Source organism: Nocardia sp. NPDC057353, assembly GCF_042667085.1.
GTDB lineage: Bacteria > Actinomycetota > Actinomycetes > Mycobacteriales > Mycobacteriaceae > Nocardia.
This window is the reverse complement of record NZ_JBHVAK010000021.1, coordinates 63,650-87,764: the sequence shown is the minus strand read 5'-3', so window position 1 is coordinate 87,764 and position 24,115 is coordinate 63,650. Positions and strand designations below refer to the sequence as shown.

The window sequence follows — 24,115 nt, the reverse complement described above, 5'->3', positions numbered from 1 at the left end:
GACCCCCACACCGCCAGGCACCTATCATCCCTGACGGCCGTCCCGCTCCGTTCGCGGCATTCTTGGTTCACCCGATCGAAATTGCTCGACCTCTCGCTGGTGCGCTCCTGATCGATCACTCGTTCCGGACGACATCGCGCGCACGTCAGATCGTTCGTCGAAAGGACTGAGGGACTGTGCATTACATCGATTCGAGCTCGGCCGCCGCTACACCCGGCGGCAGGTCGTGACCGGCGCGATGGAAATCGTCGAGCTGACCGACGACTTCTACCAGGATCCGCATGCGACCTACCGGGCGCTGCGTGAGCGCGGCCCCCTGCACCGAATTCGAGCGAACGGGGTAGTCGGCTGGTTGATCGTCGATCACGAGGTAGCCAAACAGGCCTTCGCGGAGCCGGCCATCAGCAAGCGCATCGGGTCGCCAGAGGGACAGGCCGTGCTGGCCAAGAACGGTGCGGCCGAGCTGTTCAACACCGCCATCAGCGACAATATGCTGTTCACCGATCCGCCCCAGCACACCCGGCTGCGCCGGCTCGTGGCCAAGGCGTTCGCAGGCCCCGCCATCCGCGATCTGCAGCCGAGAATCACCGCGATCGCCGACGCCCTGCTCGACGACATCGGCGAGCGAACGGCCGTCGACCTCATCGACAGCTACGCATTCCAGCTGCCGACCGCGGTGATCTGTGAACTGCTCGGAGTCCCCGACGCCGACAAGGCGGATTTCCGCTCGTGGACCGCCGCCGTCGTCAACGACTCGGCCACGCTCGAGGAACGCACCGCCGCCGGGATCAGCTACCTGACGTACCTGTCGAAGTTGATCGCCGAACGCACCGACGACCCCCGCGACGACCTGCTCTCCCAACTGATCATCGCGAAAGACCACGAAGACCGGCTCGACGAGCACGAACTCATCGCCATGCTGCTCCTGCTGCTGATCGCCGGGCACGAGACCACCGTCAATCTCATCGGCAACTCGGTACTGGAGCTCCTCCGCGACCCGGCAAGGGCCGAGCGGTTGCGCACCAACCCCGAGGCGATACCCGCCTATCTCGAGGAGATCCTGCGCTGCCACGGGTCGCTGCACGTGGCGACGGTTCGCTACACCACCGCCCCGATCACCCTGGGCGGTACCGATATCGACGCGGGCGAGTTCATCCTGATCTCGCTCGCCGCCGCCAATCGCGACCCGGCGCGCTTCACCGACCCGGACCGGATCGACCTCGAACGACCCGAGAGCAGGCACATCGCCTTCGGACACGGCATCCACCACTGTCTCGGCGCCACCCTTGCCCGCGTTGAGGGCACCATTGCGATCTCGCGCCTGCTGACCAAGTTCCCGGACATCTCGCTCGACGGGGAATTCAGCGATCTGACGTGGCGGAAAAGCCTCCTGATCCACGGCTTGACCAACCTGCCGGTCCGCCCGGCCGGACCCGCCGAATCCCACCCCGTATCCGACGCCGACGCGGACCGCCGCCCGCTGCTGGTCTGACCCCGATCAGCACGCGGGCGCGTCGCCGTAGACGGTGAACCAGATCCCGCGGCCGAGCGCCTCGGCCAGCGCCTCGTCCCCCACCCCGGTCGGCGCACCGAAGGTGACGGTGATCGACCGCTCGACCATCGAGGTCAGCACGATGGCGGTGGCGGCCGGGTCGATCGCCGCGCTGATCCGGCCTGCCGCCCGATCGGCGTCCAACCGCGTCCGGACCATCTCCATGAACAGCGCGAGCCGCGTGTGCCAGTACTCCCGAACATCCCGGTCGTACGCGGCGAGTTCATTGAGCGCGAGCAGTAGAAAACGATGTTGGCGAAAACCGGTAATCATCGCCCGCATGGCGCGGATGACACCCGCCTGCCGGTCGGTGTGCGCCGAACTCCACCACTGCTCGGCCGCGGCGAAGAGGTCGGCCGTCGCCAGCTCCGCCATCCGGATCAGCAGGCTGCTCTTGTCCGGGAAGTAGCGGTAGAAGGTGGAGCGGGCCGAGCCCGACGCGGTGGCGATCTTCTGCACCGCGATCTCGGTGAACGGCGTGCCGTCGGCCAGCAACTCCTCCACGGCCGCCAGGACGCGCTGCTCGAACTCCGCGCGCCGGTCGTCGGTACCCTTCCGTGCGGTGCGGGGCACGCGGGTCAGCGAGGGCACGCCGGGCTCGTCATCCGTCGATTCGATTCGCGCATGGATTCCATTCTGCCCCGACCCCGGCGCCCGTTGACTTTTCGTCGCCCACCCCGCACCCTTATCGGACATAGTGTCCGAGACTTGGTGACCGACACAAAAACAGCCGCTCACCGGGTGATCTCAGTGTCGAGGCGGTCCCATGCCTACTCCTTCCGTGACGACCATCGACCGCGCGGACGTCGTGGTCGTCGGGGCCCGCTGCGCGGGCAGCGCCGCCGCCATGACGCTGGCGAGGGCGGGCCGCAGGGTCGTGGCCATCGATGCCGCCCGCTTCCCCTCGGACACGCTCTCCACGCACCTGCTCTGGCCCTCCGGGCTGGCCGAGATCGAACGGCTCGGCGCGCTGGAGGCGGTCGCCGCGGTCGGCGCGCCCCGGCTCACGCACGCCATGGCGGCGATCGCGGGCTACAAGGTGGCCTCGCACTTCCCGGCTGTCGGCGGCATCGACTACGCCATGTGCGTGCGGCGGACCGGGCTGGACGACGCGCTGCTGCGCACGGCTATCGCCGCCGGGGTGGAGCTGCGTGAGCGCTGCCGGGTCACCGACCTGCTGTGGGACGGCGAGCGCTGCGTCGGTGTCCGGTACACCGACGCCGACGGCGCCGAAACCGAACTGCGCGCGGCGCTGGTGGTCGGGGCGGACGGCAGGCGCAGCACGGTCGCGCGGCTGGTGGGGGTCGAGGAGCCGTACGCCCAGCGGCCGAGCGGACGCGACTGCTACTACGCCTACTGGAAGGACACCAGGGACGACTGGCGGCACATCGCCGCGCAGTGGCGCACCGGCAGCGACCTCGGCACCGCCTTCCCCTGCGACGACGGCCTGCTGCTCTGCCTGGTGCAGCCCGCCGCCACCGGGAAGCGCGCGGGGGTCGGCGCGGCCGAGGCCCGCTACGCCGCGGCCATCGAGAACATCCCGGAGCTGGTGGAGCGGCTGCGGGGCTGCGAGAAGGTGGGCCGGGTGCGCTCGGCGACCGACATCGCCTCCTACTTCCGGCACTCCAGCGGTCCGGGCTGGGCGCTCCCCGGCGACGCGGGGCACTTCAAGGACCCGGTGACCGCGCAGGGCATCCGGGACGCGCTGCGCTACGGCAGGCTGCTCGGCGAGGCCGCCGCCCCGGTCCTCGACCACCCGGAGCGGCTGGACCGCGCGCTGCGCGACTGGGAGCAGACCAGGGTGCGCGACTGCGTCGACATCTACCAGTGGACCAACAAGCTCGCCCGCGGCGAGACCATCAGCCCGCTGGAGCACGCGCTCTACCGGGCCGCCGACACCGACTCCGCCATCTCCGAGACCGTCATCGCCATCTTCTCCCGCACCGTGAACCCCAGCTCCTTCTACACCCCGATGCGCGCCGGAAAGCTTGCGCTGCAAGCACTGTGGAGTGCGCGCGCCGACCCGCTACCGGTGCTCGCCGACATCGCGCGCACCGCGCGCGACACCGTCGCCGAGCTCGCCGAGGCCCGTGACATCCGCCGCAGGTCGCACCGCCCGGTGCCGACTCCGTCCCGACCCACCGAACCCGCCCTCACCGCGTCCTCGCCAGGAGACGACCATGTCTGATACGCCAGCGACAGTGCAGTCGCCGGAGCACCGCCCCGCCACCACCGTCCCCCGCCGCGACGTGCTGCGCGGCGCGCTGGCCGCGGGCGCCGTCGTCGCCGCGGGCGCCGCCGCCACCGGTCCGGCCCAGGCGAGCCCGGCCCGCCGCAGCCCGGCGCTGCACACCGGCGGCCGCACCGTCGCGGTCTTCGGCGGTGGCATGGCCGGGCTCTCGGCCGCGCACGAGCTGGTCGAGCGCGGCTACCAGGTCACCGTGTACGAACCCGCCTACCTGGGCGGCAAGGCGCGCAGCATGGGGGTGCCGGGCACCGGGCACGGCGGCCGGATGGACCTGCCCGGCGAGCACGGGTTCCGCTTCTTCCCCGGCTGCTACCAGAACGTCCCGGACACGATGCAGCGCATCCCGTTCCCCGGCAATCCGAACGGCGTGCGGGACAACCTGATCCGGGTCGAGGGCACCGTGGCAGGCTTCCGCGGCAAGCCGCCGCTCTTCGCCCCGATCGAGATCGGCGCGGTGGACCAGCTGACGCCGGAGCTGCTGGCCAACACCATGATCGGCGCGTTCAGCTTCCTGCCCGAGCTGCCGCCGCACGAGCTCGCCTTCTTCGGCAAGCAGATGACCATGTGGTTCAGCTCCTGCGAGGAGCGGCGGTTCGGGCAGTGGGAGTACGTCACCTGGCAGCAGATCATGCGCGCCGAGGGGAAGTCGCACGCCTACCGCGAGTACCTGGTGAGCGCGCTGACCAGGATCACCGTCGCGGCCAAGCCGCACCTGAGCTCGGCGCGGACCATCGGCACCATCGGCGAGGCGCTGGTGCTGGCCGCCACCGGCACCATCCCGCAGTTCTCCGGCGGCGTCGACCGCATCCTGAACCGGCCGACGAACGAGGCCTGGATCGACCCGTGGGTCGCCTACCTCATGTCGCGCGGGGTGCAGTTCGTGCTGGGGCAGAAGCTGACCCGGCTGAACCTGAACAACGGCGTGATCACCTCGGCCGGCGTCGGCGGTCGCACCGTCGAGGCCGACTACTACGTCTGCGCCATTCCGGTGGAGCGCACGGTCCCGCTGCTCACCGGCGACATCCTCGACGCCGACCCGCACCTGGGCGGGATGAGTCAACTGCTGACCGACTGGATGGTCGGCATCCAGTACTTCCTGCGCCGCACCACCGGTATGCCGGAGGGGCACATCGCCGCGCTCGGCTCGCCGTGGGCGCTCACCGCGCTCCGGCAGGCGCCCATGTGGGTGGGGGACTTCCCCGCCAGGTACGGCGACGGTTCCGCGGTCGAGTGCCTGTCGGTGGACATCTCGGACTGGGACTCGCCCGGGATCGTCTTCGGCCGAACCGCGAAACAGTGTTCGGCCGAGGAGATCTCGATCGAGGTGTGGGCGCAGCTCAAGGAGTGGCTGAACACCAATACCGGGTGGCTGCGGGACGAGGACATCCACTCCTGGCACCTGGATCCCGGTGTGAGCTGGTCCGGCGGGGTCGCCTACAACGAGACGCCGCTGCTGGTGAACACCGTCGGCTCCTACGACAACCGGCCGCACGCGCACTGCGCCATTCCGAATCTGTTCTTCGGCGGTGATCACGTGCGCAGCCACATCGATCTGGCGACCATGGAGGGGGCCAACGAGTCCGGGCGGATGGCGGCGAACGCCGTCATGGACGCGGCCGATGACCCGCAGCCGCGGGCGGCGGTCTTCCCGCTGGTCGCGCTGCCCGCGTTCGAGGGGGCGAAGGCGTTGGACCGGGATCGGTATCGGGCCGGGTTGCCGCACATTCTCGATTTCTGACGGTTCGAGGGGTCCGGGCGGGCGGTGGAAGGGGCCGTCCGCCGGGGCTCCCGTGCCCGGGACGCCGAGGTTCGCGGGCGCAGCGGCTTCGGCGATCCCGAAGACCGGCGCTGACCTCGCGCGGCCGGGACGCTATCCGCCTGCCGCTCTGCGGCGCAGCCGCCACCGGCTGCGCTTCGTCGCGGGCGCCGTCGGCGCGGCAGGGCGCGCGACGGCACGAGTCGCGCGGCGCTGCTCGTCCCGCTCCCGCCGCCAGTCGGCGACCACCGCGTCGACATCGACGGTGGCGACCGGGACCACCGGCCCGGACGGGATCCGCAGGTACTCCACGATCCGCCGGTTCAGCGCCGCCACCTCGGCGCGCACCTGCTCCTCGGTGGTGCAGTCGCGGACCGTCGCCCCGATCCGCTCGGCATCGCGGCGCAGCAGCAGCGGCGTCGGCAGCATGAGTCCGGTGTCCGCCCCCTCGCGCTGCAGGTAGCCGCGCAACCAGGCGTCTTCGCGGACCGGCTCGCCCGCGCCGGGGATCGGCTTCCCGGCCCCGCGCAGGTTCCGGAACGCGCCGCGCTCCTCGGCCTCCCTGATCTGCTTGTCCACCCAGGATTCGAAGCTCTGCCGCGCCGGTTTCCGCTCCGTCACCGGCCCAGGCTTCCGTCTGCGCCCATGCCTCCAGGGTACGGCGGCCGGCGGGGGCGTGCCGGCGCCGTGCGCACGGCCGCCATCGCCCGCCCCGTCCGGTCACCGTCACACCGTCTCCGGGACCCCCTCCGGCTCGAGCACCTCGGCCGACGGCTCCGCCGCGTACAGCGCCTCGATCTCCGCCCCGTACTTCTCCGCGATCACCCGCCGCTTCAACTTCAAGGTGAGCGTGAGCTCGTCCCCACCGGCCTCCCAGAACACCGGCAGCACGCGGAAGCGCCGAACCTGCTCCACCCTGGCGAGCTTCGCGTTCCCGGCCGCGATCCCGGCCGCGATCGCCGCCCGCACCCCGGGATCGGCGGCGAGCGCGGCGGCGGAGGCGTCGGCGAGCCCGTTCTGCTCGGCGTAGCGCGGCGCCGTCTCGGCGTCGAGCACCACGAGGGCGGTGTTGTAGGGCCGTCCGTCCCCGATCGCCGCCATCGCCCCGATGAGCGGCGTAGCCGCCTTGAGCGTGTTCTCGATCGCGGTCGGCGACATGTTCTTGCCGGAGGCGTTGATGATGAGCTCCTTCTTGCGGTCGACCACCCGCAGGAACCCGTCGTCGTCGATGGTCACCACGTCGCCGGTGTGCAGCCAGCCGTCGGCGTCGATCGCCTCGGCGGTCTTCTCCGGCTCGCCGCGGTACCCCTTCATGACCAGCGGCCCGCGGATCAGCAGCTCGCCGTCGGCCGCGACCCGAGCCTCCATGCCGGGCAGCAGGGTGCCGACGCTGCCGAGCTTGGCGTCGTCGGGGTGGCTGACGCTGCAGATGCAGGCCAGCTCGGACATGCCCCAGATCTCCGCGATCGGGATGCCGAGCCCGGCGAAGAAGCCGAGCGTCTCCGGCGGGATGGGGGCGGCGCCGGACATGGCCCAGCGCACCCGGTCCAGCCCGAGCTTGGCCCGCAGCGGGCCGAGGACCAGCGCGTCGGCGCGCTGCCACTCGACGGCCAGCTCCTCGGGGACCGGCGCACCGGCCAGCTGCCTGGCGGCGCGGCGCCCGGCGACGTCGAGTGCCCACCGCAGCCCGGCGCGCTTCTGCTCGTCCGGCTCGGCGGAGACCGCGAACTCGACCGCGGCCCGCAGCTTCTCCCAGACCCGGGGCACCGCGCCCCAGATGGTCGGGCGCAGCTCGGCGAGCGCGGGCGCGATCCCCGTCGGGTCGGCGACGCAGGTGACCTGGGTGCCGAAGACCTCCTGGAAGTACAGCGCGGTGAGCCGGTCGGCGATGTGCGCGGTCGGCATGTAGGAGGTGATGGTGTCGCCGAAGCGGATGCCGAGCACCTCCTCGACCGCGTACGACTCGAAGAGCAGCGCCGCGTGCGTGGTCTCCACGCCCTTGGGGTTGCCGGTGGTGCCCGAGGTGTAGATGAGCGTCGCCACGTCGTCCGGGCGGACCGCCCGCCAGGCCGCGTCGAAGTCGAAGGCCGGGTCGCCGCCCGCGATCAGCTCCGCGACGCCGACGGTGCCCGCCTGCGCCTCGTCCACACAGACGATGTGGTCCAGCGCGGCGCCGCTGGCGCGCAGCCGCCCCACGTACTGCGGCTCGCAGATGACCACGCGCGCACCGGAGTTGCCGAGCACGTGGGCCAGCTGCTCGGGGGCGAGGGTGTTGTAGACGGAGAACGAGGTGGCGCCGAGGTGCTGCGCGCCGACCTCCAGCGGATAGAACTCCACCCGGTTGCCCATCATGAGCGCGACGGTGTCGCCCTTGCGCACGCCGAGCGCGGCGAGCCCGGCGGCGACGGCGCGCACCTGCTCGGCGTAGCTCCGCCAGGTCAGCGTCTGCGCGTCGCCGGGGGTGCGGAGCGCGATGTCGTCGGGTGCGCGGGTCGCGGTGTGCTGGAAAGCGGCGACCAGGGTGTCGAAGCGGGGGTGATCGGTGGTTCGGGTCACATCGGAGAACGTACAGCGCAACACAAAACATTGCAATGTTGCATACTGCGGACGTGCGACGACCGCGGCCGGAACGGGCCGGCCGCGATCGCGGCGCGGGTCAGCGCGGGGCCATGCGGATGGCGCCGTCGAGCCGGATGGTCTCGCCGTTCAGCATCGGGTTCTCCACGATGTGCCTGGCCAGCGCGCCGTACTCGACCGGGTTGCCGAGCCGCGACGGGTGCGGCACCTGGGCACCCAGCGAGTCGATGGCCTCGTCCGGCAGGGTCGCGAAGAGCGGGGTGTGGAAGAGGCCGGGGGCGATGGTGAGCACCCGGATCTTCAGGCTCGCGAGGTCGCGCGCGACCGGGAGCGTCAGCCCGACGATGCCGCCCTTGGAGGCCGAGTACGCCGCCTGCCCGATCTGCCCGTCGAAGGCCGCGACCGAGGCGGTGTTGATGATGACGCCGCGCTCCTCGCCCACCGGCTCGGTGGCGGCGATGCGCTCGGCGGCCAGCCGGATCACGTTGAAGGTGCCGACCAGGTTGACGTTGATCACCTTGGTGAAGGCCGCGAGCGGGAAGGCGCCCTGCTTGCCGACGGTCTTGATCGCATTGCCGATACCGGCGCAGTTCACCGCGATCCGCAGCGGGCCGAGGGAGGCGGCGGCGTCGAGCGCGGCGGTCACCTGCTCCTCGTTCGTGACATCGGCCGCGGCGAAGACGACGCCGTCGCCGAGCTCCTTGGCGACGGTCTCGCCGGGCGAGGAGGGCAGGTCGACGATCACGACCTTCGCACCCTGAGCGTGCAGTTCCTTGACGGTCGCCAGGCCGAGGCCGGAGGCGCCACCGGTGACCAGCGCGACGAGGTTGCTGTCGATCTGCATGGGGATTCCTTTCTGCTCCGGCCGCGCGTGGTCGACACCGGCCGTGGGTGTCGAGAGTATCCATCCAGAGATCGATAAGTAAACAGCGGTTCGCATAGCGGGACGGCGAGAATGCCATTTCGACGGACGCCGATGTTCGGGCGCATTCGCTTGCAACAGGTTCTAGTTATAGCACGTCCCCTTGACCTCGAGCGAGGTACAGGTTGCACGGTGGAGCCATGACCGACACCACCGAACGCTGGAATTCCGTGTACGACGACGACACCGCGCCCTGGGTGATCGGCCGCCCGCAGCCCGCGGTCGTCGAACTGGAGCGCGCGGGCGGGTTCACCGGCCGCGTCCTCGACGTCGGCTGCGGGGCGGGCGAGCACACCGTCCTGCTGACCGCGCGCGGGCACGACGTGCTCGGCGTCGACTTCGCGCCGAGCGCCGTCGGCTACGCGCGCCGCACCGCCGCGGCCCGTGGCGTGCCGGAGGCGCGGTTCGCGGTGGCGGACGCGCTGACGCTCGGCGCCGACCCGCATTTCACCGGGGTCTACGACACCGTGCTGGACAGCGCGCTCTTCCACATCTGGGGCACCGAGCCGGAGCTGCGGGCGCGCTACGTCCGCTCGCTGCACGGCGCGCTGCGGCCGGGCGGGGTGCTGCGGCTGCTCGCGCTCTCCGACGCCGAGCCCGGCTTCGGGCCGCGGATCAGCGCGGACACCATTCGCGGCGCCTTCACCGATGGCTGGGACCTCAACTCGCTCGAGCCGGCGCGCTACCTGGGCCGGGTCACCCCCGCGGTCGCCGACAACGTCGCGGGGCTCGCGGTGACCCCGGAGGGGTTAATCGACGCAGCGGCCTGGATCGCCGAGATCCGGCGGAGCTGATCACGCCGCGCGAGGCGATCCACCCGCTGGACCGGCGGGGATCCGGCGGAGCTGATCACCGCCGCGCGAGCCGGTCGACCCGGCGCACCAGCGGCAGCACGGCCAGCAGGCATACCGCGGGGAGCAGGAAGGCGGCGCGGAGCTCCGGCCCGGTGGAGATCAGGCCGGGCAGCACCGCACCGGCCAGCGCACCCGCGTAGTTGAAGAGGTTGACGGTGGCGATGATCTCGTCCGAGCGCTCCGGCCGGATCTCGCCCGCCGCGCTGAAGGCGATCGGCACCAGCGCGCCCGCGCAGAACCCGGCCGCCGCGAACCCCGCCACCGCGCCTGGTACCAGCGGCAGCGCGGCCACCAGCAGGCAGCCGACCAGCCCGGCGGCGACCGCGCCGAGCGCCACCGGAACCCGGCCGAACCGCCCGACCGCGGGGTCCACGGTGAGCCGCGCGGCCAGCACGGCGGCCTGGTAGGCGGCGTAGCCGAGCGGGGTCACCGCGGCGACCGCGCCGAGCCCGTCGGCCAGGTACACGGTGCTCCAGGTGGAGACCGCGGCATCGACCACGAAGGCCGCGAAGATCAGCGCACCCACGATTCGGATGGCGGGCCACGGCAGCCGTCCCCCCGAGTCCCGCTGCCGCACGGGGCGTTCGGGGTCGAAGCCGAGGAGTGCGACGCGGATGTGCACCGCCGCCGCGGCGACCAGCGCGAGCACCGGGGGCAGGTCGAGCGCGAGCAACCCGGCGACCAGCAGCGCACCCGCGATCGCCGCCGCCGTGTACCCGGCGTAGAAGCGCCCGAGCAGCTGCCGCCCCGCCTTCCGCTGCGCCAGCACACCCTGCATGTTCGAGGCGGCGTCGACGCCGCCCAGCCCGATCCCGTACAGCGCCAGCGCCACCGCGAAGAGCGGCAGGTTCCCGAGCAGGGCGGCCCCGAGCAGCGCCACCGCCTGCGCGCCGAGCGCCGCCGCCAGCGCCTGCCCGCTCCCCCGGCGCACCGCGATCGCCTCCGCCGCGACCGAGCCGAGCGCCGCCGCGAGGCAGGTGCCGAGCAGCAGCACCGACACCACCGTGTCCGAGATGCCCAGCCGGTCCTTGAATTCCGGGAGCACCGTGACGATCGCGGCGTACCCGAAGCCCTGGGCGGCGTACGCCGCCGCCACCGCGCGCCGCTGCTCGGCCATGACCGCCCCCGGGGAGTGAGCTGGACGGTTGTCCAGAGGTCGGGTGAGCGTACACCCGCCAACGCCCGTGGTCAGTCGAAAGGCCGGGCCGCGTACCAGGAACCGCCCACGACGGCGTGCAGCTCGGCACCAAGCCCGAACAGCGCCAGCCGTCCCGACCCCGGCAGCGGGACCCGCTCGACCCGCTCCACCACATACCGGTCACCGCTCACCCGCCCGATCGCGAGCCGCTCCCGCTCCCCCGAGTACCCGCCGTACAGCGCCACCCGGTCGCCGGCGACCGCGAGCGCCTTCGCCCCGGCGATCTCCTCGTTGCGCCAGAAGGTGCTGTGCCCGTCCGCGATCCTGACGATCGGGAAGTCGGTGTAGTAGCAGGCCCACGCGGTGTCACCGGCGAGGGTCAGGGCATAGCAGTCGGCCATTCCTGGCCCGTCGAAGCTCCAGACCGGGCGCAGCGCGCGGTCGAAGCGGACGATGCCCGGGTGCCCGACCGGCTCCGGGCCGGGGCCGCCCCAGCCGAAGTTGCCGAAGACGCCTTCGTCGAAGTAGCTGACCCAGATGTCGCCGGTGGGCGAGACCGCCACGTCCTCGATGCCGTCGCCGAGCACCCCCGTGCACTCCACCGTGCCGTCCGGGCGCACGATCATCGCATTGTGCTCCGGACCGCGAGCCGACCAGCGGCACCGGTGCCCGACCACCAGCACGGCTCCGTCCGGCAGCAGCCGGACCGAGGGGAACGCGATCGTCAGGTCGTGGATCGGGACAACACCGCGCAGCTCCGGCCCGAAACGGACCACCCGCGCCGAGACCGGCTCCGCGGCCCTGGTCAGCGGGAAGGAGGCCCCGCCAGGGGATTCCGTGCGCGCGGTGAGCAGTGCCGCACCCGCGTCGGTGGTCCACAGGGTCACCAGGCTTCCGTCGTAGGCCGGTGCGGCGTCGAGCAGGCGATCATGCCCGTCGGCCGGGCGCGGCTCGGCGAGGAGTTCGAACACGTCCGCATTGTGCCGCACTGGGGGAAACTCCCGCCCCCGGTTTCCCGGCCGCGGCGCGGTCGGCACCGGACAGGCGGCGAATCGTCCACGAAGCCCGCGGCAGATCAACCACCGAGATCGAGCGTCACGCGCCCGTGGCCTGCGGCGCACCCGCCGGCCATCGCGCCCCCGACCCGCTCAGTACGCGGGCGCGAGGAGCATGCCGAGCACCCGCTTGGCCGACGCGTTGAACCGCCCCAGGTTCACCCCGGGCATGCTGGTCACGACGAGCAGCAGCGTGGAGCTCACCGGGAAGACCCCGACGCAGCCGCGGTCGGCCTCGAAGACCGCGGACTGCAGCCTGCCCTGCTGCAGCAGGGCGATGAAGTGGTCGCCGATGCCGATGGCCGCGGCCGCCATGGCGGAGCTGCGCATGGCGATCGAGTCGCCGCCGTCGTACCCGGCCGAGGCCGTGTCGGAGGCGACCACGAGGCCGTCCCTGCTGGTCATGACGGCGTGCTCGACCTCGGAGATGTCGTCGCAGGCCCGCTGGAGCAGCCTGCCGACGACCTCAGGGTCACCGAGCGCGATCTCGGTCCGGTCGAGCGATCTCGTCCCGGGCCGGTGGAAGGGCGCGCTCATACCTTGATGGCCTGTTCGATGCGGCGTAGCTGGTGCCTGGCGAGCGCCAGGTTGCCGCGCGCCTTGTCCAGGGCCAGGTAGAGGAAGAGCTGTTCGGTGTCGTTGCGCACCAGCGGCATGATCAGGTGGTACTGCGTGCCGAGCGTGACCAGGATGTCCTGGACTTCGTCGCCGAGCTGCAGCGCGTCCACCGCGCGGGCCTTGGCGCGCAACACCTCGGTGTTCAGCGCACCCGCCATGTCCAGGTCGAAGAGCGCGTTCCCGCCCTGCTTCGCCAGCACCATCCCACTCTGCATATCGATGAGCGCGATGCCGATGGCGCCGTCCATGCTCATTCCGTCGCGCAGAGTTTCTTCGAGCCTCATTTTAGCTGTGCACCCTGAATCGCTCCGTCATCCGGGTTAATTCCATCCGAACGCGGAGCGATACCTTTCACTCGTGATCCCGCAGAAAGATTCAGCGGTAAGAAACCAAGCGGTTTCCGTCCGCGCCAGCAGCGTAGCAATGCCCTGGCGATCGGTCGAGATGGACGGGAACAGTCACGGAAAGTCACGATCGGGCAACGCGACCGAGACATTCCTTCCCAGACGCGGACAACCCCGGCGATCGCGATTACTCAGCGGTAGCCAGGCCATCCAGCGCAGCCAGGCGACCGCTCGTCGCCTTCGGCAATCAGACATTTCAGCTACTGTGATACTTGCTGCGACGGCGTAGGAAATTGTCCCGGACAGGACGGAAGAGCTAATCCCGGCGGCGCAGGGCGCATTCTCGCCGAACATTCGCGTTCGCTATCAAGAGTGGCGTTTCTCGCCAATGCCGACCACGCGGTATGCCGTTCCGCGGAAAGAGTGTGAGGATGCCCCGGTGCATGAAGAAAGGCAGTGCTCCTACCCGGTCGCCATCACCGCGCCGGGAAAGGATTCGGTGATCGCCGATGCGATTGCCTGGGTCCTGCACACTTCGGGCGAATTCGGCGGGGTCCCCCTGGTATTCGTGGCCGACGAATCCCGCGTGCGCGGAAGCGCGTGGCTGCGCGCGTTCGTGGCGGACGCCCGGCTACCGGTCGCCACCGCGCCCGCGCCGGGGCGCGGCTGGCACGGCGGCGTCGTCCTCGCCGCCTGGCCGCGGGCGGAGCAGCTGGCGACCATCGCCGCCGACCCGCGCACCCGCGGGCTCTGCGTGGTGCCCGACGACGTCGCCGAGGTCGGGGTGTGGGCGGAGTCCGCGCACCCGCACCTGCTCGGCACCGCGGTGCCCGCGCCGGGCCCGCCCGCGCTGGATCCGGTGATCGCCGAGGCGCTGACCACGCTCAGCGGGCTGGTGAACCCCTCCGGCACGCTGGCCGGGCTGCAGTCCCGGCGGGACGCGGTCGCGCTGCTGGTGATCGCGCACGAGGGCGGCCACCGCTTCACCAGGGAGCAGATCTACGCCTGGTGCCTGGCGCACGACTGGTCCCAGCGCGCCGCCCGGCGGCTGGCCGCGCTGGCCGCGCACGTCGCCGCCGGCCGCCGCCCGGCCGCCCCCGCGGGCCCGTTCCGCACGGAGATCCTCGGGCTGTGGCGGGACCGGGCCGCCGACCGCCGCGGCTGCCCCTGCGCCGACCGCTGACCGGGGCGCCCGCGGCACCACCGGTTGCGGCACTATCGAGGGCATGAGCGAGAACCCCATCCCGGCGAGCACGACCGAATTCCGGGCGCTCGCCCACGCCCGGCTGGACGGGTTCGCGCGCGAGGCGGTGCCGGACGCGCCGGGGCTGCGCCGCGCCGCGGTGGCGCTCTGCGTGGCGGCCGAGCCGGAGGGCCCGCTGTCGGTGCTGCTCATCCGGCGCGCCTACCGCGGCCGCAATGCCGGGCAGTGGGCGCTGCCGGGCGGGCGGCTGGAGCCGGGCGAGACGGCGCGCGCCGCCGCGCTCAGGGAGCTGCACGAGGAACTCGGCATCCGCGCCGAGGAGGGCGACGTGATCGGCGCGCTCGACGACTTCCCGGCCGCCTCCGGCTTCGCCATCACCCCGTTCGTGGTGGCGCTGCGCGACCTCACCGAGCTGCACCCGGCGCCGGACGAGGTGCACTCGGTGCACCGGGTCGGGCTGCGCAGGCTGGCCGACCCGGACGTGCCGCACTGGGTCTCCCCCGCCGAGGCCGTCCCCGGCGGCCTCCCGCCCACCGCGGCCGCCCCGCCGACCGGAATCCGGCTGCTGCAGATGCGGTTCGCCCCCGGCATGACCATCCACGCCCCCACCGGCGCGCTGCTCTTCCAGTTCCGCGAGGTGGTGCTGCTCGGCCGCACCCCCGCCGAGGCGCGGGTCGCGCACTTCGTCCAGCCGGACTGGACGCACCGCTGATGCCGCGCCCCGGTTGACCAGCGATATTCCGGGTATTCCCGGGCGGGACAAGGGGGAAGCCGTGACCGTCGCACCGCAGGCACCGCTGCAGGCAGCCGTCGCCGCGCCCGCGGCACCGCGGCGGCGCTCCCGCGGGCAGCTGGCCAGGTACCTGTTCGACCTGGTCTTCGAGGACACCCTCGCCGACCACGCCGCGACGCTCACCTTCTACGCCGTGCTGGCGGCGCTGCCGGTCCTCACCACCATGCTGGCGATCGTCGGCGCGCTGAACCCGGCGGTCACCGACCCGCTGGTGGACGAGTTCCGCACGCTCGGCCCCGGCCCCGGCGCGCAGCTGCTCATCGACACCCTCGCCGAGCTGCGCGGCTCGGCGCTCTCGGCGCCGCTGATCCTGGTCGGGCTGCCGGTGACGCTGTGGATCCTGACCAGGTACCTGGGCGCGCTGGTGCAGGCGATCCAGGCCATGTACGGGATCGTCGGCGACCACCCCGGCCCGCGCACCGTCCTGCTGCGCGCGGGGCTCGCGGCGGTGGCCTTCCCGCTGCTCGCCTGCTGCCTGGTCGTCGTGGTGACCACCGGCGAGATGGCGAACGGGATCGGGCAGCGGCTCGGGCTCGGCGAGGAGGTCGCGGCGGCGTGGCCGATCCTCAAGTGGCCGCTGCTGCTCGCGGTGATGACCTTCCTGGTGGTGCTGCTGTACCGGCTGGTGCTGCACGGCCACGGCACCCGCTACCGCAGGCTGGCCCGCGGCAGCCTGCTCGCGCTCACCCTCTGGCTGGCCGCCTCCGTCGGATTCACCACCTACGTGGAGCATTTCGGCTCCTACAGCAGGCTGTACGGCTCGCTGGCGGCGGCGGTCGTGCTGCTGGTGTGGGTGTGGATCACGCACTTCGCGCTGCTGCTCGGGGCCGCCTACAACGCCCCCGACCCCGGCGCGGCGCCGCGGCTGCGCACCCGCAGGCTCAATCGGGACGGAACGGCCAGCCGGTGAGCCGCTCGGCCGCGCGCCGCTCGTAGGGCAGCGCGCCGAGTTCCCTGGCCCGCTGCCGCGCCGCCGCCACCTCCGCACCGGCGCCCCGCCTGCCGAGGATGCCGCGGATCGTCCCGCTGTACAGCCCGGACGGCCCGAGGCAGACCAGCCCCGGCCACTGCACGACGGCGGCCGCGCCCCAGCCGCGGGTGAGCGGCTCCAGCCCGGCGGCGTAGCCCGCCACCCGCACCCTGAGGTCGGGCGCGGCGCGGCCGAGCGCGACCAGCGCCTCGGCGAGCAGCGGCACCCGGACGGCGACCCGCGGGCCGTGCCAGCGCCCCGGCACGGCGAGCACCGCTTCGATGGCGGCCAGCGCGCGCTCGGTGTCGCCGGTCTCGGCGGCGGCCATGGCGACCACCAGCGCGAAGTCCTCGTCGAAGTCGGTGGCCATCCGGCCCGCGTCGGCCAGCACCTCGCCGAGCCTGCCGCGGTGCCACAGCTCGATGGAGCCGCTGGTGAGCAGGGAGGCCTCGGCGAGCAGCCGGGCCCGGTCGTCCACCGGGCCGAGGTCGGCGGCGAAGCGCTCCATGAGCGCGCGCGAGCGGTCGTAGTCGCCGCGCAGCACGGCGAGCATGACGTCCCACCACAGCTGGGTGGCGGCCAGGTCGGTGCCGCCGTCGGCGGCGAGCCGCGCGAACTCCGCCGAGAGCCTGCGCACCAGCCGCAGGTCGCCCGCCTCCAGCGCGCAGACCCGGCGCAGGTGCAGCGCGGTGGCCGCGGCGGTGGGGTCGGCGCCCGCCAGCTCGCCCAGCTCGTCGGCGATCTTGGTGCGGTCGGCGAGCGTGCCCGGCTCCCAGGTGCAGACGAACTCGGCCAGCAGCACCTGCGGCCAGGAGCGGCTGCCCGGTGCGCTGCGCGCCTTCGCCTCGGCGAGCGCGTCCAGGTCGCCCGCGAGGCCGTGCACGGCCCGGTCGGTGGCCTCGACCGCCTCCACCTCGGCGACCGCGTCGGCGTCGAGCTCGAGTCGGTGCGCCAGCGCCCGCGCCCGCAGCCCGGACGAATCCGACTGCAGCACGCCGTATCCGGAGAAGTACCCGGCGACGCCGTGCGGCGCGGCGCGCAGCGCGATCCGGGCGAGCCCGGCCGCGTCGGCGCGGTACGCGGCCCGCTCGAAGCAGCGGGCGGCGGCGTCGAAGTGGCCGAGGCGGTGGTGCGCCTGCCCGGCCAGCAGGTCGAGCTCGACCGCGGTGGCCCGGTCGGCGTGCGGCAGGCCGCGCTCGGCGAGCTCGGCGCACTCGTCCGGGGCGTGGTCGCGCAGCGCCCCGGCGGCCGCGGCCAGGCAGGCCGCGGCGGCCCGCGGGTCGGGGGCGTCGAGCGCGGCGGCGCAGCGGTGTCCGGCCTGGGCCGCGAGCGCGTCCGGTTGCCTGGCGGCGAGCGCGTCGGCGATCCGGGTGTGCAGCGGCGCCGCCCTGGCCGGGCCGATGCCGTCGAGCACGGCGGTGCGGACGAGGTCGTGGCGGAAGGTGATCGTGCCGTCGGCGATGGTGACGATCCCGGCCTGCCCGAGTTCCGCTGCGGCGTCGTCGAAGTAGCGATCGTCGGCGAACAGCCCGAGGGGTGTGCTGGTTCCGCTGAGCGCGAGGAGTTCGGCGAGTTCCCCGGCCCGCGGCGAGAGCAGGTCGACGGCGACGGCGTCCAGCGGATGCCCGGCCAGCGCCCGCTCGCACAGCTGGGTGGCGACGAACGGGCTGCCCGCCGCGGTGGCGACGATCCGGTCGTGCAGCGCGGGGTGGGCCGGGAGCGCGGCGCGGACCAGCTCGGCGATCGCGGCATCGGGCAGCGGCGGGAGGTCGACGGTGGTGACCTCACCGATCGGGCGGAGCAGTTCGGGGAGCGGGCCTGGCCGCTGGGTGAGCACCAGCAGCACCGGGTGCGCGCGGAGCACCCTGGCGGCGCCCGCGATGATCCGCAGCGAGGCGGGGTCGGCCCACTGCACGTCGTCCAGCACCGCGACCGCGCGGCCGGTCTCCCGCGCCACCGCGGCGAGCAGCGCGGCGAGCGCGCGCGGGGTCGGCGGGTCGGGGACGGCGCGGCCCGCCAGCGCCGCCTGGTCCAGCCACGGGGTCAGGGTGGCGAGCGGGTCGGGGCTGCCGGTGCTGGTGAAGGGGGCGGCGCCGTTGCGGCGCAGCGCCTCCCGGACCACGGCCGTCTTGCCGATGCCCGGCTCGCCGCGCACCCGCAGCACGACGAGGCCGTGCCCGGCCCGCTCCCAGACCCGGTCGAGGAGCGCGGCGACCTCGTCCCGGCCGACCAGGCCGGACGGGCGCGGCTCGGACGGGGGCGCGGGCGCGCGGAGTTCGTGCTCCACCCGCACGGTGTCCGGGGCGGGGTCGAGGCCGAGTTCGGCGCGCAGCGTCCGGCGCAGCCGCAGCAGCAGGGCCAGCGCCTCCGGGGTGCGGCCGCTGTCGCGCAGGGCGAGCGCGAGCAGCCGGGCGGTGCCCTCCCGGTGCGGGTGCCGCTCGTGCTGCGCGGTGAGCAGGGTGACGACCTGCGCGGCGCGGCCGAGGAGCAGCAGCCCCTCCGCGCACAGCTCGGTGAGCTCGGCGCGCAGCTCGTCCAGCCGGGCGCGCTCCGGGGCGAGCTCGGCGATGTCGGCGACCTCGGCGAGCGGCTCGCCGCGCCACAGCGCGAGCGCGGGCTCCAGCAGCCGCACGGTGGCCTCGACGTCGCCCGCGGCGTGCGCGGCGTGGGCGTCGCGGGTCAGCAGGTCGAGCAGGTCGAGGTCGGTGCCGGAGCCGGAGCAGCGCAGCACGTAGCCGTTCGGGCCGGTCTCGATGGCGAGCTCGGGCACCGGGCGCAGCGCCTTGCGCAGCCGCGACACGTAACCCTGGAGCGTCACCGTCGCGCTCTCTGGCGGGCGGCCGCGCCAGAGCAGTTCGCAGAGGTAGTCGGCGCTGCGGGTGGTGCGCTCGGCGGCCAGGATCACCAGCAGCTCGGTGTGTTTGCGGGCCGGGATCGGAACGCGGGCGCCGTCCGGGCCGCGCACCGCGAGCGGCCCGAGCACCGCGACCGCGGGCGGCTCGGTGCCGGACCAGCCGCGCACCAGCGTCACACCAGCGCCCCCGTCGACCCTTGCCGCATGACTTCCTCTTCGGTTCTGCTCCAGGCCGCCCCCACCGCGGGCGGCCCCTCCCGCGCGACTGTACTTCGCCTCTGCGGCGCGGCGCTGGTCTCCGGCGGCGCGCTCTGCATCGCGGGCGGCACACTGCACCCGATCGTGGCGGGCAATGGCCACTCGGTCGAGGCGCTCACCAGCCCGGGCACCCCGGTCGCGCAGATCCTGCTCGGCATCGGCACGGTGCTGCTCGTCCTCGGGCTGCCCGGCATGTACGCCTGGCTGCGGCCGCTGATCGGGACCGTCGGGTTCGTCGGGCTGCTCTGCTACCTGCTCGGCAATATCGTCACCGCCACCGGGCACCTCACCGTCGAGCTCTTCGTCGCGCACCCGTTCGCCGCCGACCCGGCCACCGCGCACCTGGTCGCGGAGAACGACCAGATGCTCGACTCCACCGCGTTCACGCTCTTCAACCAGCTCGGCGGGCTGGTCATGCTGGCCGGGATGGCGCTGCTCGGCGCGAGCCTGCTGCGCAACCGCGCGGTGCCGCGCTGGATCGCCGTGCTGACCCTGGTCGGGATGGCCGGGTTCTTCCTGCCGATCCCCGCGGTGCAGGGCTTCTCCGGGTTCCTCTACGAGGCGCCGCGCGGTATCGCGGTCGCCGCCATCGGGGTGCTCATGCTGCGCTACCCCGGCGGAGCGGCTCAGGCCGGGGCGGGCGCCCAGCTGTCCGGGCCGAAGACCTCGTAGTGGATGTCCTCGGCCGCAACGCCTTTCGCCAGCAGCGCCTTCCGCATGCCGAGCATGAAGGGCAGCGGGCCGCAGAGGTAGGCGCGGGTGCCCGCGGCGACGGTCACCTCGCCGAGGTCGGCGCGGCCGGCCCGGAGCCCGTCGCCGGGGGCGCGCGAGCCGAGATCCTCGTACCAGCGGTGCATGACGGCGAAGGGCAGCCGCTCGACCAGCTCGGCGAGCTCGGCGCGGTGCGCGTGGCTGCTCAGCGCGCGGTCGGCGTGCAGCACCGCGACCGGGCGGGGGTCGGCGGTGTCGGCCAGGTGGCCGAGCATGCCGAGCATGGGGGTGCAGCCGATCCCGGCCGAGATGAGCAGCAGCGGGGCGTCGCCGTCCGGCAGCACCAGGTCGCCGAAGGGCGTCGTGACCTGCAGCTCGTCGCCCTCGAAGACGTTGTCGACGAGGAAGTTCGATACCTCGCCCGCGCGCTTGACGGTGATCCGCCAGTCCCCGGCGGCGGGCGCCGAGGAGAGGCTGTACTGCCGGATCTGCCGCGCGCCGTCCGGCAGCCGCACGGCGACCGAGAGGTACTGCCCCGGCGCGAATTCCGGCAGCGCGGCGCCGGTGAGCACGAAGGAGACGGTGTCCGCCGACTCGTACCGCCGCTCGCGCACCCGCACCGTCCGCCAGACCGCGCCCGGCGCCACCCCCGCGGTCCGGTACAGCTCGGCCTCCATGGCGATCAGCGTCTCGGCCATCAGCCAGTAGACCTCGTCCCAGGCGGCGGCGACCTCGGGGGTGACGGCGTCGCCGAGCACCTCGGCGATGGCCTGGAAGAGGTAGGTGTGCACGATCTCGTACTGCGCGGGCTCGATGCCGAGCGAGGCGTGCTTGTTCGCGATCCGGGAGAGGATCAGCTCGACCCGCGCGGGGTCCGGCTCCAGCTGCAGCGCGGCGAAGGCGGCGATGGCGCCCGCCAGGGCCTGCTGCTGGTGGCCCTGGCGCTGGTTGCCGCGGTTGAACAGGTCGCGCTCCAACTCCGGGTGCGCCTCGAACATCCTGCGGTAGAAGAGCGCGGTGATCTCGCCGATGGCGGCGCCGACGGCGGGCAGGGTGGCGCGGACGGTCTCCGTCGCGGTGGCCGAGAGCATGGTCATTCTCCGATCGTTCGAGCTACCGGGGTGGTCCGCACCCCGGGGAGTGCGAGCAACACGGCGCGCGTCGGATCGCCGGTGAGGTCGTCGACCGTCACGGTGTCGAGGGCGGCGTAGAAGGCCTCCTGCGCGCCGCGCAGCGCGCCCCGCAGTCGGCAGCCGGAGCGCAGCGGGCACGGATTCGGCCCGTCGCACTCCACCACCTCGCCCTCGCCCTCCAGCCTGCGGGCCAGCCAGCCGACCGGGGCGGTGCGCCCCAGCTCGGTGATGGCGAGCCCGCCGCCGCGGCCGCGCCGCGCGTCCACCATGCCGAGCTCGGCGAGCCGGGTGATCACCTTCGCGACGTGCGCGTAGGACACCGACAGCTCGTCGGCGATCTCCCTGCTGCCCGGCCGCTCCCCGTCGCGGGCGACCGCGAGCCGCATGACGACGCGGAGGCCGAGATCGGTGAACCTGGTGAGCTGCACGGCTCGACCCTACGATAATTGGCATCCGTGATACCAATTATGTGATCGAGGCCGCAGCAACGGTTTTCAGCCCAGCGGGCCGTGCCCGAGCGCCACCCGCCCGCTGAACAGCAGCTGCTTGGCGCGCGGCAGCGGGTGGAACAGGATGCCGTGCACGTCGCGGTAGCGGCGCTCGATATCGCAGCCGCGCGCGTAGCCGACCCCGCCGACTGTCTCCATGGCCAGCCGCACGGTGGCGATCAGCTGGTCGGCCGCGACGGTCTTGCGGCTCAGGGTGCGGGCGGCGTAGGCGTCGGTGTTGTCGAAGTTCAGGTCGTCCGAGCCTGCGAACATGGCCGCGACCAGGTCCTCCGCGGTGGTGTGGGCATTCACCAGCTCGCCCGCCAGCTGCACGACGTGCTGGTCGGTGCGGCCCGCGACCATGCGCAGCGCCGTCGCCACCGCGCCGTCGGCGATGCCGAGGTAGGCGGCGGTGATCAGCGGCATGGCGGCGCCGATCACGATGTTCAGCAGTGGCGGCCAGGCACCGGCCGGGCGGATCAGCGAGACCGCGGCGTCCGGGACGAAGACGTCCTCCAGGATCACCGTGTGCGACCCGGTGGCGCGCAGCCCGAGGGTGTCCCAGGTCTGCTCGATCCGGACGCCGGGCGCGCTCAGCGGCACCGCGCAGTGCAGCACCCGCGGCCCCTCCGGCCCGCTGTCCCAGCGGATGCTGGTGACCAGGATGGTGCCGATCTCGCAGCCGCTGGCGGGCGCCTTGCGCGCGGAGACCCGGTAGCCGCCGTCGACCCGCTCGGCCGTGCCGCTCGACTCCACCCAGTCCGAGGCGCCGGTGCTGACCAGCATCGCGCCTCCTGCGACCTTGGTGAGCACCCCGGAGGCGTCGGCGCCGTGGTTGTGCCGCCACACCTGGGTGGCGACCAGGTGGCTGTGCATGGCGAAGGCGACCGCGGTCGAGGGGTCGTGGCGGCCGAGCTCGCGCAGGATCGCGCCGACCTCGGCGTGCGTGGCGCCGCCGCCGCCGAACTCGGTGGGCACGCCCGCGGCGAGCAGGTCGCGCAGGGTGTCGGCGGGGACGATCTCGCCGGTGCGGTCGCGCTCGGCGACGCCGGGCAGCAGGGTCGCGCCGACCGCCTCGGCGCGGTCGATCCAGTTCACGGTGGTGGTTTCGATGGTGGTCATGTTTATGACGGTAGGAAGCGCCGCGATAACCGGATAGTCCACGAAATGGACTCCTCCGGTACACGAAACGAACCCCTCCGAGGTGCCACCCATGCCCGAAACGACCGCAGGCTACGGCCAGTACTGCCCGATCTCCCGGGCGCTCGAGCTGCTCGGCGAGCGCTGGTCGCTGCTCATCCTGCGCGATCTGCTGCTGGGCAGCACCCGCTTCAACGACCTCGCCCGCGGGCTGCCCGGGCTCTCCCGCAGCCTGCTCGCCAAGCGGCTGCGGCAGTTCGAGCGGGCCGGGCTGGTCGAGAAGGCCGGGGTGCGGTACCTGCTCACCGAGGCGGGCACCGATCTGGAGCCGGTGCTGTTCGGGCTGGGCGAGTGGGGCGCCAAGCACACCTTCGGCGCCCCGAACCCCGACGAGCTCGACGCCGACCTGCTGGTCTGGTGGATGCACACCCGGCTGGACACCGCCGCCCTGCCCGGGTTCCGGCATGTCTTCGCCGTGCGGTTCACCGACGACGTGCGGCGGTTCTGGATCGTGGTCGACCGCGGGGCGCCCTCGGTCTGCACCACCGACCCCGGGTTCGAGGTCGATGTCACCATCACCGCGGATGTCGCCGGGCTGTACCAGGTGTGGCTGGGGCGGATGCCGGTCGGGCACGCCGTCCGGACCGGCCGGGTCGCGTTCGCCGGGCCGAGCTCGGTCACCCGGCGGATGCCGCAGGTGCTGCGGCTCAGCCCGGTCGCGCCCTACAGCGCGGTGCCGCTGCCGGTCGAGGCGAGTGCCTGATCAGCCCGCGCGGCGGGCGCCGAGGGCGGTGAGTACCCGGTCGGCCAGCTCCGGGCGGCAGATCAGCAGGTCGGGCAGGTACGGGTCGGGGCGGTTGTAGCGCAGCGGGCTGCCGTCCAGCCGGGAGACGTGCAGCCCCGCCGCCGCGGCCACCGCCACCGGTGCGCAGGAGTCCCACTCGTACTGCCCACCGGAGTGCGCGTACACGTCGGCCGCGCCGCGCACCACCGCCATCGCCTTCGCCCCCGCCGACCCCATCGGCACCGGCCGCCCCGCGACCGCTCCGATCAGCGCCGTCACCTGAACCGACGGCCTGCTCCGCGACACCGCGACCCGGATCGGCCCCGGCACCGCGGGCGTGAGCACCGGCGGCTCCCCGGTGTGCAGCACCACCCCCGCCGCGGGCAGCGCCACCGCCCCTTTCGCGGCCACCCCGTCCACCGCGAGCGCGACGTGCACCGCCCAGTCGTCCCGCCCGGCCTCCCCGTACTCCCGCGTCCCGTCGAGCGGGTCGACGATCCAGACCCGCTCGTGCCGCAGCCGGGCCGCGTCGTCCGGCGCCTCCTCGGAGAGCACGGCATCGTCCGGCCGCGCCGCGCGCAACCGCTCCAGCAGCAGCGCGTTGGATTGCCGGTCCCCCGCGGCACCGCCCTGATCCCGGATGCGGAGCAGCAGTTCGCCCGCCTCGGCGGCGAGGGAGGCGGCCAGTTCGTCGTCGTTCACCCGCATCACTTTCG

Annotated in this window: 22 protein-coding genes; 9 read left to right on the top strand and 13 right to left on the bottom strand. The window is 73.3% G+C overall.

Going from position 1 to position 24,115, the window contains the following annotated elements; translation table 11 throughout:
- The first annotated feature begins 226 nt into the window (after positions 1 to 226).
- Positions 227 to 1,492, top strand: a complete 1,266-nt coding sequence (locus ACFUUZ_RS13775; RefSeq protein ID WP_378695875.1) for a cytochrome P450 — start codon at positions 227 to 229, stop codon at positions 1,490 to 1,492.
- A 6-nt stretch (positions 1,493 to 1,498) separates the two neighbouring features.
- Here ACFUUZ_RS13775 and ACFUUZ_RS13770 read toward each other — a convergent pair whose 3' ends face one another.
- Positions 1,499 to 2,143, bottom strand: coding sequence for a TetR/AcrR family transcriptional regulator (locus tag ACFUUZ_RS13770; protein WP_378695873.1), 645 nt, complete (start codon positions 2,141 to 2,143; stop codon positions 1,499 to 1,501).
- Between the two features lie 190 nt (positions 2,144 to 2,333).
- Here ACFUUZ_RS13770 and ACFUUZ_RS13765 point away from each other — a divergent pair, with 190 nt between their 5' ends.
- Together ACFUUZ_RS13765 and ACFUUZ_RS13760 are read left to right on the top strand one after the other, a co-directional pair.
- The gene (locus ACFUUZ_RS13765; RefSeq protein WP_378695872.1) at positions 2,334 to 3,740 is read left to right on the top strand and encodes an NAD(P)/FAD-dependent oxidoreductase; all 1,407 of its coding nucleotides are present in this window, start codon (positions 2,334 to 2,336) and stop codon (positions 3,738 to 3,740) included.
- Positions 3,733 to 5,538, top strand: a complete 1,806-nt coding sequence (locus ACFUUZ_RS13760) for an FAD-dependent oxidoreductase (RefSeq protein WP_378695871.1) — start codon at positions 3,733 to 3,735, stop codon at positions 5,536 to 5,538. Before ACFUUZ_RS13765 ends, ACFUUZ_RS13760 begins: the two co-directional genes overlap by 8 nt.
- Before the next feature lie 132 nt (positions 5,539 to 5,670).
- Here ACFUUZ_RS13760 and ACFUUZ_RS13755 read toward each other — a convergent pair whose 3' ends face one another.
- From ACFUUZ_RS13755 to ACFUUZ_RS13745, 3 genes are all read right to left on the bottom strand, one after another.
- On the bottom strand, positions 5,671 to 6,177 hold the full coding sequence (locus ACFUUZ_RS13755) for a DUF1992 domain-containing protein (RefSeq protein ID WP_378695870.1): 507 nt from the start codon (positions 6,175 to 6,177) through the stop codon (positions 5,671 to 5,673).
- Between the two features lie 105 nt (positions 6,178 to 6,282).
- The gene (gene fadD11 / locus ACFUUZ_RS13750; RefSeq protein ID WP_378695869.1) at positions 6,283 to 8,112 is read right to left on the bottom strand and encodes a fatty acid--CoA ligase FadD11; all 1,830 of its coding nucleotides are present in this window, start codon (positions 8,110 to 8,112) and stop codon (positions 6,283 to 6,285) included.
- Between the two features lie 100 nt (positions 8,113 to 8,212).
- Positions 8,213 to 8,977: a 3-hydroxyacyl-CoA dehydrogenase gene (locus tag ACFUUZ_RS13745; RefSeq protein ID WP_378695868.1), complete on the bottom strand. Its 765-nt coding sequence runs from the start codon at positions 8,975 to 8,977 to the stop codon at positions 8,213 to 8,215.
- A gap of 218 nt (positions 8,978 to 9,195) precedes the next feature.
- Here ACFUUZ_RS13745 and ACFUUZ_RS13740 point away from each other — a divergent pair, with 218 nt between their 5' ends.
- The gene (locus ACFUUZ_RS13740; RefSeq protein ID WP_378695867.1) at positions 9,196 to 9,849 is read left to right on the top strand and encodes a class I SAM-dependent methyltransferase; all 654 of its coding nucleotides are present in this window, start codon (positions 9,196 to 9,198) and stop codon (positions 9,847 to 9,849) included.
- A 55-nt stretch (positions 9,850 to 9,904) separates the two neighbouring features.
- On the opposite strand, the gene ACFUUZ_RS13735 is transcribed toward ACFUUZ_RS13740, so the two are convergent.
- From ACFUUZ_RS13735 to ACFUUZ_RS13720, 4 genes are all read right to left on the bottom strand, one after another.
- Positions 9,905 to 11,026, bottom strand: a complete 1,122-nt coding sequence (locus ACFUUZ_RS13735) for an MFS transporter (protein WP_378695866.1) — start codon at positions 11,024 to 11,026, stop codon at positions 9,905 to 9,907.
- Positions 11,027 to 11,097: 71 nt separating this feature from the next.
- The gene (locus tag ACFUUZ_RS13730; protein ID WP_378695865.1) at positions 11,098 to 12,018 is read right to left on the bottom strand and encodes a hypothetical protein; all 921 of its coding nucleotides are present in this window, start codon (positions 12,016 to 12,018) and stop codon (positions 11,098 to 11,100) included.
- Between the two features lie 177 nt (positions 12,019 to 12,195).
- On the bottom strand, positions 12,196 to 12,639 hold the full coding sequence (locus ACFUUZ_RS13725; protein WP_378695863.1) for a roadblock/LC7 domain-containing protein: 444 nt from the start codon (positions 12,637 to 12,639) through the stop codon (positions 12,196 to 12,198).
- Positions 12,636 to 13,004, bottom strand: coding sequence for a hypothetical protein (locus tag ACFUUZ_RS13720; RefSeq protein WP_378695861.1), 369 nt, complete (start codon positions 13,002 to 13,004; stop codon positions 12,636 to 12,638). Before ACFUUZ_RS13720 ends, ACFUUZ_RS13725 begins: the two co-directional genes overlap by 4 nt.
- A 499-nt stretch (positions 13,005 to 13,503) precedes the next feature.
- Here ACFUUZ_RS13720 and ACFUUZ_RS13715 point away from each other — a divergent pair, with 499 nt between their 5' ends.
- The 3 genes from ACFUUZ_RS13715 (at position 13,504) to ACFUUZ_RS13705 (ending at position 15,971) form a co-directional block, all read left to right on the top strand.
- A complete protein-coding gene (locus ACFUUZ_RS13715) occupies positions 13,504 to 14,247 on the top strand; it encodes a hypothetical protein (protein WP_378695859.1) in 744 nt (247 codons plus the stop codon).
- A gap of 43 nt (positions 14,248 to 14,290) precedes the next feature.
- Positions 14,291 to 14,980 carry an NUDIX hydrolase gene (locus ACFUUZ_RS13710; RefSeq protein WP_378695857.1) on the top strand — a complete coding sequence of 230 codons (690 nt, stop codon included), beginning with the start codon at positions 14,291 to 14,293 and terminating at the stop codon, positions 14,978 to 14,980.
- 61 nt (positions 14,981 to 15,041) lie between these two features.
- Entirely contained in the window at positions 15,042 to 15,971 is a 930-nt protein-coding gene (locus tag ACFUUZ_RS13705; protein ID WP_378695855.1) for a YihY/virulence factor BrkB family protein, read from the top strand.
- Here the strand turns inward: ACFUUZ_RS13705 and ACFUUZ_RS13700 are convergent.
- On the bottom strand, positions 15,943 to 19,062 hold the full coding sequence (locus ACFUUZ_RS13700) for a BTAD domain-containing putative transcriptional regulator (protein ID WP_378695854.1): 3,120 nt from the start codon (positions 19,060 to 19,062) through the stop codon (positions 15,943 to 15,945). The two genes, ACFUUZ_RS13705 and ACFUUZ_RS13700, sit on opposite strands and share 29 nt — an antisense overlap.
- A gap of 27 nt (positions 19,063 to 19,089) precedes the next feature.
- Between ACFUUZ_RS13700 and ACFUUZ_RS13695 the strand changes: the two genes are divergently transcribed.
- Positions 19,090 to 19,815 carry a hypothetical protein gene (locus ACFUUZ_RS13695; RefSeq protein WP_378695852.1) on the top strand — a complete coding sequence of 242 codons (726 nt, stop codon included), beginning with the start codon at positions 19,090 to 19,092 and terminating at the stop codon, positions 19,813 to 19,815.
- Here ACFUUZ_RS13695 and ACFUUZ_RS13690 read toward each other — a convergent pair.
- The 3 genes from ACFUUZ_RS13690 to ACFUUZ_RS13680 form a co-directional block, all read right to left on the bottom strand.
- Complete coding sequence (locus tag ACFUUZ_RS13690) at positions 19,770 to 20,945, bottom strand: globin domain-containing protein (RefSeq protein WP_378695898.1); 1,176 nt, start codon at positions 20,943 to 20,945, stop codon at positions 19,770 to 19,772. The genes ACFUUZ_RS13695 and ACFUUZ_RS13690 overlap by 46 nt on opposite strands.
- A gap of 2 nt (positions 20,946 to 20,947) precedes the next feature.
- Positions 20,948 to 21,415 (bottom strand): RrF2 family transcriptional regulator, encoded by a 468-nt coding sequence (locus ACFUUZ_RS13685; RefSeq protein ID WP_378695850.1) that lies wholly within the window; start codon positions 21,413 to 21,415, stop codon positions 20,948 to 20,950.
- A 66-nt stretch (positions 21,416 to 21,481) separates the two neighbouring features.
- Positions 21,482 to 22,597: an acyl-CoA dehydrogenase family protein gene (locus ACFUUZ_RS13680; protein ID WP_378695848.1), complete on the bottom strand. Its 1,116-nt coding sequence runs from the start codon at positions 22,595 to 22,597 to the stop codon at positions 21,482 to 21,484.
- Between the two features lie 91 nt (positions 22,598 to 22,688).
- On the opposite strand from ACFUUZ_RS13680, the gene ACFUUZ_RS13675 reads away from it, so the two are divergent.
- Positions 22,689 to 23,378: a winged helix-turn-helix transcriptional regulator gene (locus ACFUUZ_RS13675; protein WP_378695846.1), complete on the top strand. Its 690-nt coding sequence runs from the start codon at positions 22,689 to 22,691 to the stop codon at positions 23,376 to 23,378.
- Here the strand turns inward: ACFUUZ_RS13675 and ACFUUZ_RS13670 are convergent, their stop codons facing one another.
- Positions 23,379 to 24,101, bottom strand: coding sequence for a 3'(2'),5'-bisphosphate nucleotidase CysQ (locus ACFUUZ_RS13670; RefSeq protein WP_378695844.1), 723 nt, complete (start codon positions 24,099 to 24,101; stop codon positions 23,379 to 23,381).
- Between the last annotated feature and the right edge of the window lie 14 nt (positions 24,102 to 24,115).

Excerpts from the sequence above, each read along its gene's own strand:
- ACFUUZ_RS13760 (WP_378695871.1), top strand. The coding sequence starts at position 3,733 with ATGTCTGATACGCCAGCGACAGTGCAGTCGCCGGAGCACCGCCCCGCC.
- ACFUUZ_RS13695 (WP_378695852.1), top strand. The coding sequence starts at position 19,090 with ATGACTTCCTCTTCGGTTCTGCTCCAGGCCGCCCCCACCGCGGGCGGC.
- ACFUUZ_RS13720 (WP_378695861.1), bottom strand. The coding sequence starts at position 13,004 with ATGAGGCTCGAAGAAACTCTGCGCGACGGAATGAGCATGGACGGCGCC.
- ACFUUZ_RS13690 (WP_378695898.1), bottom strand. The coding sequence starts at position 20,945 with ATGCTCTCGGCCACCGCGACGGAGACCGTCCGCGCCACCCTGCCCGCC.
- ACFUUZ_RS13745 (WP_378695868.1), bottom strand. The coding sequence starts at position 8,977 with ATGCAGATCGACAGCAACCTCGTCGCGCTGGTCACCGGTGGCGCCTCC.
- ACFUUZ_RS13735 (WP_378695866.1), bottom strand. The coding sequence starts at position 11,026 with ATGGCCGAGCAGCGGCGCGCGGTGGCGGCGGCGTACGCCGCCCAGGGC.
- ACFUUZ_RS13740 (WP_378695867.1), top strand. The coding sequence starts at position 9,196 with ATGACCGACACCACCGAACGCTGGAATTCCGTGTACGACGACGACACC.
- ACFUUZ_RS13725 (WP_378695863.1), bottom strand. The coding sequence starts at position 12,639 with ATGAGCGCGCCCTTCCACCGGCCCGGGACGAGATCGCTCGACCGGACC.
- ACFUUZ_RS13680 (WP_378695848.1), bottom strand. The coding sequence starts at position 22,597 with ATGACCACCATCGAAACCACCACCGTGAACTGGATCGACCGCGCCGAG.
- ACFUUZ_RS13710 (WP_378695857.1), top strand. The coding sequence starts at position 14,291 with ATGAGCGAGAACCCCATCCCGGCGAGCACGACCGAATTCCGGGCGCTC.
- ACFUUZ_RS13675 (WP_378695846.1), top strand. The coding sequence starts at position 22,689 with ATGCCCGAAACGACCGCAGGCTACGGCCAGTACTGCCCGATCTCCCGG.